Here is a 15,573-nt window from a genome sequence, read left to right as displayed (position 1 = left end):
ATCATGCACCTCACCGACCTCACACCAGGGCGCACCGCCATTATCGACAACCGGGAACACCTGTTCTTTTCGGGGTTTGCCTACCTGGGCATGCATCGTTCGGCGGACTTTAATGCACGGCTGGCGGTAGGACTGGAAAGGTACGGGAGCGTTTTCCCATCTTCCCGTATATCCAACCTGCAGTTAAGTTTGTATGAAAAAGTAGAACATGCTATTGGCACGCTGCTGCATCAGCAATCGGCCGCCTGCTTTTCATCGGGTTACCTCGCAGCGCAGGGTGCTATCGGTTACGGGTATACAAAGGGAGAGATATTGTATGCGCCTAACACGCATCCGGCTTTACAACTGCCCGGCGCTACCGTTCCGCAGGCAGAATGGCAGGAATGGATGGCCCGCACGGTCAATCTCATCAACCAACATAACGATCATACGTATGTGATAGCTGCCGATGGCGTAAACCCGCTAACAGCTACCATCAACGATTTCAGCGCATTAACCGCGATCAGTAAACGTACGCTCGTTATTATTGACGATTCGCACGGACTTGGCCTGCTCGGCCCCGATGGAGAAGGATGCATTCATCATCTTCCCAAAAATCCAAACCTGTGTTACCTGTTAAGCGCCTCTACTGCAAAGGCTTTTAGCGCAGAGGGCGGCATAGTTGCAGGCAAAGCGGCAGATATTGCAGCGATTAAACGAATGCCGGTATTTACCGCCAGCACGCCCATAATGCCCGCATTGGCCTACGCGCTGCTGCATAGTATGGACGACTACCGGCAGGCAAAACTCACACTGGAGCAGAACATCCGGTGTTTCAGTGAATTAACGCAGCACATCCCACAAATTTATCAACACGCTCCACTGCCCGTTTTCTTAATGGAAGGCCCGCAGGAAGTATATGATTACCTGTTGCAGCACGAGGTTTTGATTTCTTCGTTCCGTTACCCGCTGCCAGAAAGTCCGAAACTGAACCGCATGGTGCTGTCGGCATTGCATTTGAAGGAAGACCTGGAACATGCAGCCGGGCTGCTGCATAAGTTCTACTTTCCAACTGATAAAGACACAAACTATGCTTAAAAGAATTGTTCCTCTGCTACTGGGCGTTTTCGGGATACTTAATACCGCTTCGGCGCAAAAGTCGCTGTTATGGAAGATTAGCGGGAATGGGCTGAATAAACCCTCTTACATTTTCGGCACCATGCACATGATTTGTCCGACCGACTATTTCATGAGCAACTCCGTAAAAAGCGCGTTCAAAAGTTCCGACTCCATCTATATGGAAATGGATATGGACGATCCGATGATGATGATCAAAGTGGGCCAGTTAGCCAAACTGCCCGAAGGCCAGTCGCTGGAGAAGATATTTACGGAGAAGGAATACCAGGACCTCAGTAAGTACTTTAAGGAGAAACTGAACATGGACCTGAAACTATTTAACGGTTTTAAGCCCTTTTTGCTGCAAACCCTTATAGCCAAAGGATATTTTAAATGCGAAACACCTGCCTCGTACGAGATGGATTTTGTGCAGATGGCAAAGGAGCAGAAGAAAGAGGTAAAAGGACTGGAAACGCCGGAAGACCAGGTAGGCGTGTTTGACTCCATGCCTGATAAAGAAGAAGCGAAGATGATCATGGAAACGGTGTATAAACCGCAGGAGCAGATAAACGACTTCAATAAAATGGTGGCGCTTTACAAGAAACAGGACATTGAAGGATTGTATAAACTGATGGAAACATCTAAGAAAGCGGAAGGCTTTGAAAAAGAGCTGCTGGAAAAACGGAACAACAACTGGGTGCCGGTTATCCGTAAAGCGATTGCACAAAAAAGCACTTTTTTCGCTGTAGGTGCATTACACCTGCCAGGTCCGCAGGGCGTACTGACACAGTTGAAAAAGGCGGGGTACACCGTTACCCCTGTATTATAAAGTATTTAAGGAACCATGAAGAAAATTTGCCTGATAGCCGCCCTGTTCATACAGGTGCAGTTTGTATTTGCCCAGGAGGCGTTGTTGTGGAAGGTAACGGGGAAAGGAACGCATACCTCGTACCTGTTTGCCACCGGCATTGTATGTAAGAAGGAGATAAAAGTGGGCGCAGCGGTGGAGCAGGCCCTTGCCTCTTCTAAAAAAGTGTATTTCGAAATGCCCGACAAGATAGATGAAGCGCATTTTGATTCATTGACCCGCCTGCCCAAAGGCGACTCCATCAGCCACTATTTTTCTGCCGAAGAGTATTCGCTGTTAAAGTCCTTTACGCAACGACGTTTACACTTTAACATCGATCCGCTGGGCGATGCGATCCCTGGTTTTTTATACACCATGCTTCGCAACCTGCTCTCTTACTGCGATCCGAATGTAAACTATACCAGTGTTATCCAGAACCTGGCGAAAGATAATGACCTGGAGGTGTTTGCACTGGAAACCATCGATGCCTCTATTGCTGCGCAGAACAATATTCCCGGTAAGACTTACAGCCGCCTGATGATGGACTACGTATACGAAACTGCCCGTATGCAGGAGTTGCGCAAACAACTGATGGCACTGTATGAAAAGCGCGACATTGCCGGCATGTATGCCTTACATAAAAGCAGTAAGGAGCTGGGCGGATACGAGGAAAAGCTGCTGGGCGACCGGAATAAGAACTGGATACCGGTGATTAAAAAGGCTTTTACCACAGGGCCTACGTTCGTTTGTGCAGGAGCTTTGCAATTTTGGGGAGATGAGGGGTTGATAACGTTGCTTAGGAAAGAAGGATATACTGTTACGGCAGTACAATAAACTATATAAGCCTGCCTCCGTCAGGCTGCTCAATGAAAAGGCAAGGTTTGCACACCCGGCCTCTTTTATTCTTTATAGATCTTCACTTCTACTTTCCCATCTGCCGTAATACACCCCCTGTACATACCGGCAGTATTAAACGGCCAGGCCATGTTCCCGTCTTTATCCAGTGCAATGAGGCCACCATCGCCGCCAAGAGCAGGCACCTTTTTCATGATCATTTCTGAAGTGGCGTCTTTTACGGACAGGCCTTTATACTCCATCAGGTCGCTGGAGGTTTTGGCAACGCTCAGGCGGATGAAGTACTCGCCCCAGCCGGTGCAGGAAATGGCGCAGGTGGCATTATTTGCGTAGGTGCCGGCCCCTATGATGGGCGCATCACCTACACGGCCGAACTTTTTGTTGGTCATGCCCCCGGTAGAGGTGGCCGCGGCCAGGTTGCCCGCTTTATCTAACGCTACCGCGCCAACGGTACCAAACTTGTAATCGTGATTTGCTATACCCAGCAACGATACTTTGGCGGTATCGGCATGGTCTAACTGCGCTTTTACGGAGTCCTGGGCTTTGGCGCGTTGCAGTCCACGCCAGCGGTCTTCTGTGTAGAAGTACGACGGATCTACTATTTCAAGGCCAGCTTCCTTCGCGAACTTCTCTGCTCCTGCTCCCATCATCATTACATGCTGCGACTTCTCCATGACGGCCCTGGCGGCGGTAATGGGGTTACGGATGGTGGTTACACCGGCTACTGCACCCGCCTCCAGCGTTTTGCCGTTCATGATAGCGGCGTCCAGCTCGTTTTTACCTTCGTTGGTGAATACGGCGCCTTTGCCGGCGTTAAACAGTGGCGAATCTTCCATCACCCGCACGGCGGCTTCTACAGCATCAAGGCTGCTGCCGCCTTTGGAAATGACGGCGTAACCTGCTTTCAGGGCCTGTTCCAGCGCGGCGATGTAAGCCTTTTCTTTGGCAGGCGTCATTTGTGATTTAAGGATGGTACCAGCTCCGCCATGGATCACCAACACATACTTTGGCCCTGCCAGCAGGGAATCGGCTGGTGTTGCCTGAACACCGGAGAGGATACAAAGTATTAACAAAAGACTGCCTGCTAAACGTTTCATGATACCCTGAATTTGCTGTAAAAGTAATATTCCTTTGTGTCAGGCGTTACATAACTACCCTCAATTACCGCTATTTGCAGATTTATTTTCGAATTCGGCAGAAACATACGCTCTGCCAATTGGCAGACAAATTGCTTATAGCTATTTTTGCCCGGTAAAATAACAGCACTGAGAAAAGTCCGCAAAATATTATCTATTGTCCTGCTAAGTTTGCTGGGCTTGATACTCCTTATAAGTATCCTCATTAACATTCCTGCTATTCAGAACTTACTCGTTCACCAGGTTACCAAACGTTTATCCGCCAAACTGGGCACCAGGGTGGAAATTAAAAGTGTGAACCTCCGCCTGTTTAACAGCATGCGCATGGAAGGCACCTATATCGAAGATCAGCATAAAGACACATTGTTATACGCAGGCGCGCTACAGGTAAGGATTACAGACTGGTTTTTCTTTAAAGAAACACCGGTGCTGAAGTTCATTGGCCTGGAAGATGCGACCATTAATCTTGTACGCCCCAGGGGCGACAGTGTTTGGAACTACCAGTTTATCGCCGATGCCTTTGCAGGGCCCTCGGCCTCTTCCGCTAAAAAACAGCAGGCCAGTTTCTCTATCGATCTTAAAAAAGTAGACCTGCAAAGGGTGAAGTTCAACTTTATCGACCGCTGGAGAGGAGAAGATATGTACGTAGAAGCGAAAAGCATTTTGCTGGACGCCCAGAAACTGGACCTTGACAAAAAGGACATATGGATCCAATCGCTGGTGCTGGACGAGCCCTCGTTCGTTGTTTCCAGTTATCCCGCCTCCAGGCCGCCGCGTAAGAACATGCCTCTACCCGATGCAGTGGCCGCACCAACGGATACGGCTATCACCATACCGGGCCTGCAATGGAACCCCGACAAATGGAACCTGCTGGTACGATCACTGACGATCAAAAACGGTAAGTTCGGTGTAGATAACCGCCGCGACAGCATACTGCTACCCTCCGACGAAGGTTACTTTGACCCCGGACATATCCGCTTCGAGAAAATAGAACTCTCCCTCACCAATACACAACTTAAAGACGACAGCCTCTATTCAGACCTGAAGTTAAGTACCCGCGAACGCAGCGGCTTCGATGTAAAACAACTGACCTGCCGCTTTAAAATGAGTCCTGTGCAGATGGAGTTCGCCAACCTCGACCTCCGCACCGACAAAAGTCAGCTGGGTAACTACTTTAGCATGGAATACACGGACCTCAGCGACATGAGCGACTTTGTAGACCTGGTGACCATGCGGGCCAACTTCGCCAAAAGCAAGTTATCATCGGATGATATTGCGTACTTCGCCCCGGTATTGCAGGACTGGAATACAGAAATCCGCTTCAGCGGCAACGCCCGCGGGCCGGTAAGTAACTTAAAGGCCGACAGTATGAGCATCCAGGCAGGTAAGGCCACCAAACTTACCGGTACGTTCCAGATGCGGGGTTTGCCTAACATCGACGAAACCTTTATCGACTTTGAGGCAAGTGAATTACTGACCAATGGCAGCGACCTTCGCCAGTTCCTGCCCCTGCTTAAAGACGTTACCGCCGTACGCACCGACCTTATCACCAACCTCCGTTTCCAGGGTTCGTTCAGCGGACTGGTCAACGACTTTGTGGCATATGGCAAGTTCCAGACCAACCTGGGTAACCTGAATACGGATATCAACTTTAAAACCAGCCGCGATATACCGGTGTATTCAGGTAACGTGGTGACCGATAACTTCAACGTAGGACTGTTACTGGATAACACTATTGTAGGCACCGTAACCATGGAAGCCAAGGTGAACGGGGCCGGCTTCAACTTTAAAACCCTTAAGTCGGCCGTGGACGCAGATATCAAGAGCATAGGGCTGAACAACTACCAGTACGTGAACATTAAAACCAAAGGAGAGCTGGACAAAAAGTTCTTCAATGGCTCGCTTACCGTGGCCGATCCTAACCTGGACATGGACTTTGCAGGTACGATCGACTTTAACAGCGAGCTGCCCATCTTCAACTTCACCTCCGAAATCAGGAAGAGCGACCTGAAGGCCATGAAGCTGACCAAAGACTCTATTACACTACAGGCAAAGGCCGACCTTAACTTTGCAGGTAGCAACATCGATAACTTCGACGGGATGGCCCGCCTCTACGACCTCTCCCTGCATAAGAACAACAGTCGCGTGGAGTTCGACTCACTGGTAGTTAAAACCAATGTGGAAGATAATCTCAAAACATTACGCATCAAAGGAAGTGAAGTAGATGGATATGTGCGCGGGAACTATAGCTTTATGCAGTTGCCCAACGCCTTCCAGCTATTCCTGAACAAGTATTATCCCAGTTATTTTAAAGCACCAGCCACTACTAATACAACGCAGAACTTCAGTTTCGCATTTGATTTCGGAGAAGTAGATAAGGTGATCAGGGCTTTTGATGATAACATTTCCGGGCTCAATCAAACCCACGTAGAGGGTGCGCTTAATACCGCCACCGGTAGTTTTATGTTCAATGCCAATGTGCCTTACGCCAAATACGATATGTTCGGCATCCGCAACCTGGTGTTAAAGAGCAATGGCGATTTTAATAAGATTAACCTGAGCACCCAGTTAGGCCAGGTACTTTACAAAGACAGCACCGTATTCGCTAATCCATTAATACTGGCTAATTCCAGCCGCGACACCTCTTTTATACAGATAGACCTGAAAGCGGAAGACACCACTTTGCTGGATGGCTTCTACGCCCGCGTTATTACCGTGGCGGATGGTGTTAAAGTGAGTTTCCTGAACAGCACCTTCACCGTAAATAATAAACAATGGCAAATGGAGCAGGGCAACGAGGTGTATTGGAGTAAAGACTTCCTCACGGTTAATAACCTGCGCATCAGCCGTAATAACCAAAGCATCACCGTTCAAACCAACGAGTTTAATCCGGACGACAGCCGCTTCGATATTAAACTGAAAGACCTGAACCTGGCGGATGTAATTCCCCAGCAGCTAACGACTACCCGTATAGAAGGCCTGGCAAACGGCAGCATCGCCGTGGTCGATCCATTCAATCATCTTACCATCAATACTGATATTACCACCAGCCAGTTACGCGTGGCGAACGACTCCGTGGGTATTGTCACCATTAAAGGCGACTATGATATTAAGAAAGGCATAAGCGGCCTGCAGATCAAAGCGGAGAACGCGCTGGCCAACTTCCTGGTAGAAGGTGATGTGGGGTTAACGAAGAGCAATAAAGAGATGAACGTTACCATCACCGCCAATAATTCCTCCATATCGCTGCTTAGCCAGTACCTGGACGATTATGTGAGTAACCTCACCGGCTTTGCAAATGGTAAAGTGATTATTACCGGCACCACCGACAAACCATCGGTGAGTGGTAATATGCGGATAGACAGTATAGGCGTGAAGGTGAATTACCTGGGCACCTATTACAAGATACCCATGCTGAACATCAAGAACATTGATGACGCATTTATAGAAATGGACGGCTTCCGGCTGATCGATAAATTTGGGAATACAGCCAATGCCAACGGATTCATCAGCCATGAGAACTTCTCTAACCTGAAGTTTGAGTTCGATATCCGGTCGAACAAGTTCCTGTTCCTGAATACCACTTCGGCCGACAGTGATGTGTATTATGGAGATATATTGGCCGCAGCCCTGGTGTACTTCGAAGGCCCGCTGGATAACCTGCAACTGAAGGTGCAGGCCAAACCTTTGCTGGGTTCACATTTTTATCTTCCTATTTCAGATAGTAAGACCATTGGTAAATACGACTTCATCTCCTTTAAAACTTACGGCAAGGTAGAAACAGTGAAGAAAAAGAAGAGCAATGTAAAACTTGACGTTCGCCTGGACATTGCCGCTACCCCCGACGCCCAGATCGATGTGATACTGGATGCCACCACCGGCGATGTGATATCGGCTAACGGTACCGGTAACCTGCAACTGAACGTAAACCTGGACGGTGATTTTACCATGTTTGGCAACTACGTGATCAACAACGGTACCTATAACTTCATCTTCCAACGGCTGGCCCGCTGGAAGTTTGATATTCAGAAGAACAGTACCATTACCTGGAACGGTGAGCCGGCGGAAGCGAAGATGAACATCACCGCCAAGTACTCACTTCCGAAAGTAAGCTTATACAACCTGGTAGATCGTGGCACTACCGGCGGACAGGGTGCAGGCTCGCAGCCTTCTACCACCACCGACCAGTTGGCCACCCGGCAGGAAAAGGTGGATATCAACATTAACCTGCGCGGCGCCCTGCTGCAGCCAACGATCGATTACTCCATAGAACTGCCCGATGCAGGCTCGCTCGCCTATGGCAGTGCCGTAGCCGCAAAACTGAAAGAGATTAACCAGGACCAGAGCAAGGCTTTGCTGCAGGTAACCGCCCTGCTGGCCGCCGGTCAGTTTTGGTCGGAAGAAGGATTGGGAGGCAGCGCTTCCGTATCTACCACCGGCAAAAACAGTATTGGCCAGGCCTTATCGGCACAGGCATCGGCTATCCTGAATAACGCGTCGAGCACCTTTTTGAAGAACAGTGGTATCGGGTTTAACGTTAACTATACCGCCTACAACTTCGGCTTGCAGGAAAGTTCGTACGACCGTAACCTCGTGAGCGCCGGCATTACCAAAAACCTGCTGAACAACCGTATACGCCTTTACGTTGGCGGTAACTACGACTGGGGCAGGCAATCGGCCAATGCCTACAGCGAACACCTGGCGGGCGACTTCCGGGTAGAATACCTGCTTACCGAAGACGGGCGGGTACGTATGAACGCCTTTACCCGCAGCGACTACGATGTATACACCCTCGGCAACCGTAATCGCGGTGGCGTGGGTATTTCCTACGTGCGCGACTTCAACAAAGTGCGCGAGTTGTTCCAGCCGGTACAGCGGCAACGCCGTACCCCGGCCGACAGTACCCGCCGCCGGGAGCTGATACGCCGCGAGATGGAAGATTCGCTCAGGAAACAGAACTAAACTTACTGCACATAAAAAGAAAGGGCTTGCCGTACGGCAAGCCCTTTTGCAATTGACTATAACAATAAATTAGCCCCTCAATATTTCATGGCCAAGCTTATCGCGCTTGGTTTTCAGGTAAACTTCGTTGTGCGGGTTCGGGTGAATTTCGATCGCTACGTTCTCCACGATCTCCAGTCCGTAACCACTTAAACCGGCGCGTTTGCGTGGGTTATTGGTGATCAGGCGTATTTTAGAGATGTTGAGGTGGCGGAGGATCTGGGCGCCTACGCCGTAGTCGCGTTCATCCATTTTGAAACCGAGTTCCAGGTTAGCTTCCACCGTATCCCTGCCTTCTTCCTGCAGGCGGTAAGCCTTCAGTTTGTTCAGCAGGCCAATGCCCCTTCCCTCCTGGTTCATATATAATATAAGGCCTTTGCCCTCCTGTTCCACCAACTGCATAGCAGCCTGCAACTGTTCGCCGCAATCGCAGCGGAGTGAATGCAGGATATCGCCGGTAAAGCAGGAAGAGTGTACACGTACCAGTACCGGTTCATCTTTCTCCCAATCCCCTTTCTTAAGCGCCATGTGCGTTTCGCCGGAGCTTAATTGTTTAAAGGCAATGAGTTCAAAGTTACCGTACTTGGTAGGCATCTGCACCTTTACCTGCTCTTCGATGAGCGATTCGGTGCGGAGGCGGTACTCGATAAGGTCTTTTATAGAGATAAGCTTGAGATCGAACCTGATCGCAATTTCCTTCAGTTGCGGCAGGCGGGCCATAGAGCCGTCTTCGTTCATGATCTCCACCAGTACCCCAGCTTCTTCGAAACCAGCCAGCCGGGCCAGGTCGATAGTAGCTTCGGTATGCCCGGTGCGGCGCAGTACGCCATTCTTCTTCGCCCTGAGCGGGAAAATATGACCTGGTTTACCCAGTTCTTCCGGTTTGGTATCCGGGTTAATGAGTGCCTGTATCGTTTTGGCGCGGTCGTGCGCCGAAATGCCCGTGGTGCATCCGTGACCAAGCAGGTCTATGGAGATCGTAAAGGGAGTCTGGTGAACAGCAGTGTTATCGCGCACCATCAGTTCAAGGCCCAGTTCGTCGCAACGTTCTTCTACCAGCGGGGCGCAGATAAGACCGCGGCCGTGAGTTGACATAAAGTTTATGATTTCCGGCGTCACATTTCTGGCTGCCGTTACAAAGTCGCCTTCATTTTCACGGTCCTCATCATCCACTACGATTACCAGTTTACCTTTCTTTATATCCTCAATCGCTGATTCAATGGTATCCAACATAAAATCGTCCGTTAAATTAATTCGCAAAGTTAGGTTATTAAGTTGGTGTTTGAACGACGCGCATACCGCCTGCAGGGAAAATGACGCAGGGGTGGTGTAACATTGCAGGCGGGTGTTACGCTATACTTTTGGTTACCTCGTCCATCCAATCAAAATCTATACTATATGCGCGTACTATTTACTCTTATCACCGCCTTACTGGTTTTCTGCTCCTGCAACAAAGAAGATGATAATCAGCCGGAAAGCTTAACCGGCGAATGGTACTTTGGGTATGCAATTGAAATAGGCTTCGCTTCCGGCAGCATTGCCAAAACCGATGTACTAAAGTTCAGCGACAACAGGCGTTACGAGGTAGTGCGTGAAAACCGCTTGCTGCAGAGCGGTACATATACCGTTAAGCCTGGCATTAATGGTTATTCAAAAGTCACTTTCAGCAGTAATGACCAGTACATCTATTATATAAAAAAAACAGATACAGGCATTTACGTACATTTCGACCTGCCTAAAGACATAGCCGATAACCCTGGCTGGTGGCTCGGCAAACGCTAAACTTATCGAAAAGCAGCCACAGCGTTGTACTTATCCCCACTTTTGTATCACATTAAGATAATTCGCATTCGACGTTTTGTAATTTCTTCAGGCAGAATATGAACAATTGTGAACGTAGGACGCTAAGAAAAGAGATTTTTTAATTAAACCTCTCTTTTTTCGCGGCGCTCTAACAAGTAACAATTTGTTAATTTCTAGTTAAAATTGACTGGGGAATATTCGGCATCTTTGCAGCACTGAATCAAAACTGTTGTTATGGGATTTAAAAAGCTACTCGCTTCTATTTTATTAGTACTGAGTGGAACTGGCGCATTTGCGCAGGTAACCACTTCGAGCCTTACAGGCACGGTTAAAGACAAGAATGAGCCTTTACTCGGGGCCACTGTTAAAGCTACCCACCTGCCTACAGGTACTGTTTACGGCACCACCAGCCAGACCTCAGGAAACTATACCATCCCAAACATGCGTGTGGGCGGGCCTTATAGAGTAGAGGTAACCTTTGTTGGTTATGCCACCCAGACTTTCAATGATATTTCCCTTAAACTGGGCCAGCCATTAAAGCTGGACGTAACCCTGTCGGACAATTCACAGACACTGGGAGAAGTAAATATCATATCAAGGCGTTCGGCGATCATCAATCCAGGCAACACCGGTACGTCCACTACCATTTCCCGTGGACAGTTAGAAACCCTTCCTACTGTTAGCAGGAGCGTGAACGATTACATCCGTTTGAGTACACAGGCTGGCACCTATTCCAATGGTAGCGATGGCGCATCGCTGGGTGTGTCGTTTGGTGGTCAGAACAACCGTTACAATCAGTTCGCTATTGACGGTGCTACTGCCAACGACGTATTTGGCTTATCGGCTTCCGGTACCAATGGCGGACAGGCTGGTGCTAACCCTATCTCCATCGAAACCATCGAGCAAATACAGGTGGTATTGAACCCTTACGATGTAAAACAAAGCGGTTTTACCGGCGGTGGTATTAACGCCATCACCAAGAGTGGTACAAACGACATCCATGGTTCGGCTTACTATTATATGATGAATGATAACCTGGTAGGTAAGTCTCCGGATACCCTCCGCGCCAGGTATGGTAACTTCGAAAGCAAGATATTTGGTGCTACGATTGGTGGCCCGATCATCAAAAATAAACTGTTTATTTTCGCCAGTGCAGAACGCACTACCAGGGAAAGCCCGGTTGACTTCAACCCGCTCGACTTCGAAACCTTTACCGAAACAGAATTAACGGGCCTCTCCGACTTCCTGAAAAGCACTTACGGTTACGATCCGGGTGGTTATGGCGTACAGGCGAGAGAACGTTCATCTACTTCACTTTTTGGCCGTATCGACTGGAACATCAACAATATTCACAGGCTTACCCTGCGTCATAGCTATGTAGATGGTAATGATATCAATCCTGGTAACCGTACCAAGGAAAACGTATACTACTTTAACAACTCTTATTCGTTTCCTTCTAAAACACATACTTCCGTACTGGAGCTGAATTCAGCGTTCTCCAACCGCATGAGTAACGAACTCAGGATCGGTTACAATATGGTGCGCGACCGCAGGAAGTTCCTCGGCGATCCGTTCCCGTTTGTACAGATCATTGAGCCATCACGCCGTTTTTACTTTGGTAACGATGCCAGCTCTATGTCTAACGCGCTGGACCAGAACATCTTTACCTTCACCGACAATTTGACCCTTTACCGCGGTAAACATACTATCACCGTAGGTACCAGCAACGAGTTTTACAACCTGGAGAATACCTTTATCCAAAATACAAATGGCTGGTACTCTTACGGCACCCTGGCGGGCTTTTTGGCTAACAACGCCAGGCCTAACCAATACCAGATCACCTATAACACTGCTGACTCTACCGATAAAAGTGGTGTAGGTTTTAAAGCCATGCAGCTTGGCCTGTATGCACAGGACGAATGGGCTGTACGTAAGAACCTGCGGATCATTTACGGTGTAAGGGTTGACCTTCCTATCTTCCCAACAAATCCTCCGGCTAACGATGCGTTTTCTAAAGAGCCTGCGTTTAACGGCTATTCCACTTCAGAGCTGCCCAAACAACGTTTGTTGATCGCTCCCCGTATCGGTTTCAACTGGGATGTGTTCGACAATGCGCAAACGCAGATCAGAGGTGGTGTAGGTTTGTTTACGGGCAGGGTACCATTTGTATGGATATCTAACCAGTACAACAATACCGGTAACCTGTATACCACCGTTAACTTAAGCAACGCAGCAGTGCCTGCAGCCTTACGTTTCCGCTACGATGCAGATGCACCGTTCCTTGGCCAGTATAGCGCTGCCGAACTCCAGTCGCTCGGAGCGTCCATCAGCTCGCGCCCTGCTAACGTAAACATTACCGACCGTGACTTTAAATTCCCACAGGTGTTTAAAACCAACCTGGCAGTAGATCAGCAATTACCATGGGGTGTTGTGGCCACAGCAGAATTTAACTTCGCCAGGACCATCAATAACGCTACCTGGGAAAACATCAACTTCAGCCTTTCCGGCGACTCTACCCGTTTCGGCGGTAACGAATGGCGCCCAACCTGGAAGAAGAATGCTACTACCTGGGGTGATCAGATCATCCTGCTGAAAAACACCAGCAAAGGTTATTCTTACAACCTGACAGCAGATTTCCAGAAGACTACCACTACCGGCATGTATGCGAAAGTAGGTTACTCATTCGGCCGTTCTTATTCACTGAATGATGGTACCAACTCAACTGCCAACTCTAACTACCGTTTCTCTCCAAACACAGAAGGTTTGAACAACCCGGCTTACGGCATTTCCCGTTATGACCTGGGTCACAGGGTATTAGCTGTAGTAAGCCAGTCATTTAAATACGGTCCTAAAAAGATGTTTGCCACTAACGTAAGCTTCTTCTATAATGGCCAGAGCGGTACCCCTTACTCATGGGTATACTTTAACTCTTCTTCCGATCCTACCGGTGACGATATCGGCAGTGGCGGCAACAACGACCTGTTGTATGTGCCTACAGAAGCAGAGATCAGCACGATGCGTTTCGCACCATTTACCGGTAGCTACGTTCGTTCTGAAGCACAGCAGCGCGAAGACTTCAACGACCTGATCAAAAGCGATAAATACCTGAGCAGCAGAAGAGGTAAAAACGTAGAGAAATACGGTTCAAGAACGCCTTTTGAGCATGTAGTTGACTTCAAGCTCACACAGGATTTCGTGATCTACAAAACACATAAGATCCAACTGTCAATGGACGTGCTGAACTTAACGAACCTGCTGAACAATAAATGGGGCAGAACACACTTCATCGGTAACTACGTATCCACACCGGTTACCTTCTCGTCAAGAGATGCTGTTACCAAAGAAGCTGTATTCCAGTATGACCGCCGCCGCCTGAACGGTAACGATGGTCCTCCTGAAGAGTACTATACAAACCAGTTCACCTCCCGCTGGAGAATGCAGCTGGGTGCGAGATATAGCTTCTAACGAGCGATAAGTTGCCAATTAATATTGGGGGCTGGCCGGTGGCCGGCCCTCTTCTTTTTAGCATATCAGAAGGGTTGCCGGGCAGGCAGCCCTTTCTTTTTTTAGAGAGATGAGTTGATACAAGCACGGTTATCGGGAACAATCATGGGGCAGATAGATAACAGAACAGTTACCTGCACCGGCAAAACTATTTAGATAAAGATGGATAACACAAGTGACACATGGTTGATACCATAAGACAACAGGCCGATAGTACGTAGATAGAACCAGGATAGAACCGAGATAGAACCAGGATAAAGCGAGTTGACATGGAGAAAACGTGGACTTGATCTGAAAGTGAGTTGGACTTGCAACGGAGACTGCCTGAAGGCATAAAATACCGATTTGGGCCATGAAAACAAGTAAAATTGATGAGATAATGGGGGTACAAAGGGGCTAAAAACCGCGACCAAACAGTGTTTTGACAGGTATAGACATGACGATGCGCCGGCTACGCACCGCCGCCGGACAAACAAACAACTTATTATCTAACCTGGAGAATATTGATTACCTGCCGGATAATGCACCGCTACTAATGGCAACGCACTCCCCTTCTCTTTCTTCGATACCGGTTTGGCTTTAGCAGGACGCTCTGCTTTCATAGGTGGCATTACACCGATGATATCAAGCGCGTTGAAGAACTTCATGCGCATGGTACCACGGTCGTTACAGCAGGTCACTTCTACCACGATGATGGCCTGGCTGCTGGCCGGTACGGGCAACATCAGCTCTACTTCTCCCTGATCTGTCTGAGGGTTGAACACCACAGCCTCCGATACTACCGTTTGACAGGTGCCGAGGGCGAAGTCGGGCAGCAGGGCGATGGCGCGGTACTGCATGGCGTTGGCTTTAGGCGGGATATTGCGGCCGGGATTAGTGATGGTGACGGAGATGTGCCCGCCGAAGTGGCGTACGATCCCGGTTTCGTCGTGTACGAAGGTGTTGCTGTTTACACGGAAGCCGCTAAGGCGCGTTAAGTCGCCGTTGCTGATACGGCGGCGGCCGCGCTTATGTTCCATATCGGCACGTAATACGCTGCCCATGGCGCGGTTAAGGCGGTTCCCGAAAGTAGTATCATAACTAAGATCGCAAACTGAATCGAGTGCCTGCCGCAGCAGGCGGGCCGAACGGGAGGCCGTTCCGAAATCGCTGGCTGCTTTACGTGTGGCCTCCGTTTGTTTTACCGACGAAGGCATTGACCGGAAGCAATATTTGCCCCGATAGAGGTAGCCGATGGCGGTACCTAATTTACCTGTGAAAGGGAAAATCCCTGTTTGAATACCCATGTTTAAGATTGTTTTAGTGTGTGCATCAATGCAGCAAACATTATAC

General features: G+C 49.0%; 9 protein-coding genes. 6 read left to right on the top strand and 3 right to left on the bottom strand.

Translation table 11 applies throughout. From position 1 onward, the window contains the following. Positions 1–3: 3 nt before the first annotated feature. From QZT80_RS09310 to QZT80_RS09300, 3 genes are read left to right on the top strand one after another with little or no spacing between them, the layout of a single operon-like run. On the top strand, positions 4–1,077 hold the full coding sequence (locus QZT80_RS09310; RefSeq protein WP_295120954.1) for an aminotransferase class I/II-fold pyridoxal phosphate-dependent enzyme: 1,074 nt from the start codon (positions 4–6) through the stop codon (positions 1,075–1,077). Beyond that, positions 1,070–1,924: a TraB/GumN family protein gene (locus QZT80_RS09305; protein ID WP_295120951.1), complete on the top strand. Its 855-nt coding sequence runs from the start codon at positions 1,070–1,072 to the stop codon at positions 1,922–1,924. The genes QZT80_RS09310 and QZT80_RS09305 overlap by 8 nt, the downstream gene beginning before the upstream one ends. Before the next feature lie 15 nt (positions 1,925–1,939). Next, positions 1,940–2,776 carry a TraB/GumN family protein gene (locus QZT80_RS09300; protein WP_295120948.1) on the top strand — a complete coding sequence of 279 codons (837 nt, stop codon included), beginning with the start codon at positions 1,940–1,942 and terminating at the stop codon, positions 2,774–2,776. Positions 2,777–2,841: 65 nt separating this feature from the next. Here QZT80_RS09300 and QZT80_RS09295 read toward each other — a convergent pair whose 3' ends face one another. After that, positions 2,842–3,894, bottom strand: a complete 1,053-nt coding sequence (locus QZT80_RS09295; protein WP_295120945.1) for an isoaspartyl peptidase/L-asparaginase family protein — start codon at positions 3,892–3,894, stop codon at positions 2,842–2,844. 219 nt (positions 3,895–4,113) lie between these two features. Here QZT80_RS09295 and QZT80_RS09290 point away from each other — a divergent pair, with 219 nt between their 5' ends. Continuing rightward, positions 4,114–8,895: a translocation/assembly module TamB domain-containing protein gene (locus tag QZT80_RS09290; protein ID WP_295120942.1), complete on the top strand. Its 4,782-nt coding sequence runs from the start codon at positions 4,114–4,116 to the stop codon at positions 8,893–8,895. 69 nt (positions 8,896–8,964) lie between these two features. Here the strand turns inward: QZT80_RS09290 and QZT80_RS09285 are convergent, their stop codons facing one another. Further along, positions 8,965–10,167, bottom strand: coding sequence for a bifunctional 3,4-dihydroxy-2-butanone-4-phosphate synthase/GTP cyclohydrolase II (locus QZT80_RS09285; protein ID WP_295120939.1), 1,203 nt, complete (start codon positions 10,165–10,167; stop codon positions 8,965–8,967). A gap of 165 nt (positions 10,168–10,332) precedes the next feature. Between QZT80_RS09285 and QZT80_RS09280 the strand changes: the two genes are divergently transcribed. Together QZT80_RS09280 and QZT80_RS09275 are read left to right on the top strand one after the other, a co-directional pair. Next, on the top strand, positions 10,333–10,716 hold the full coding sequence (locus tag QZT80_RS09280) for a hypothetical protein (RefSeq protein ID WP_295120934.1): 384 nt from the start codon (positions 10,333–10,335) through the stop codon (positions 10,714–10,716). Positions 10,717–10,971: 255 nt separating this feature from the next. Further along, complete coding sequence (locus QZT80_RS09275; RefSeq protein ID WP_295120931.1) at positions 10,972–14,202, top strand: carboxypeptidase regulatory-like domain-containing protein; 3,231 nt, start codon at positions 10,972–10,974, stop codon at positions 14,200–14,202. A 527-nt stretch (positions 14,203–14,729) separates the two neighbouring features. Here the strand turns inward: QZT80_RS09275 and QZT80_RS09270 are convergent. Beyond that, a complete protein-coding gene (locus tag QZT80_RS09270; RefSeq protein ID WP_295120928.1) occupies positions 14,730–15,527 on the bottom strand; it encodes a hypothetical protein in 798 nt (265 codons plus the stop codon). Between the last annotated feature and the right edge of the window lie 46 nt (positions 15,528–15,573).

It is taken from the genome of uncultured Chitinophaga sp., assembly GCF_902168175.1.
In the GTDB taxonomy this organism is placed as follows: Bacteria; Bacteroidota; Bacteroidia; order Chitinophagales; family Chitinophagaceae; genus Chitinophaga.
Note: the sequence above shows the minus strand (reverse complement) of the source record. Positions and strands in the feature narration are given on the sequence as shown.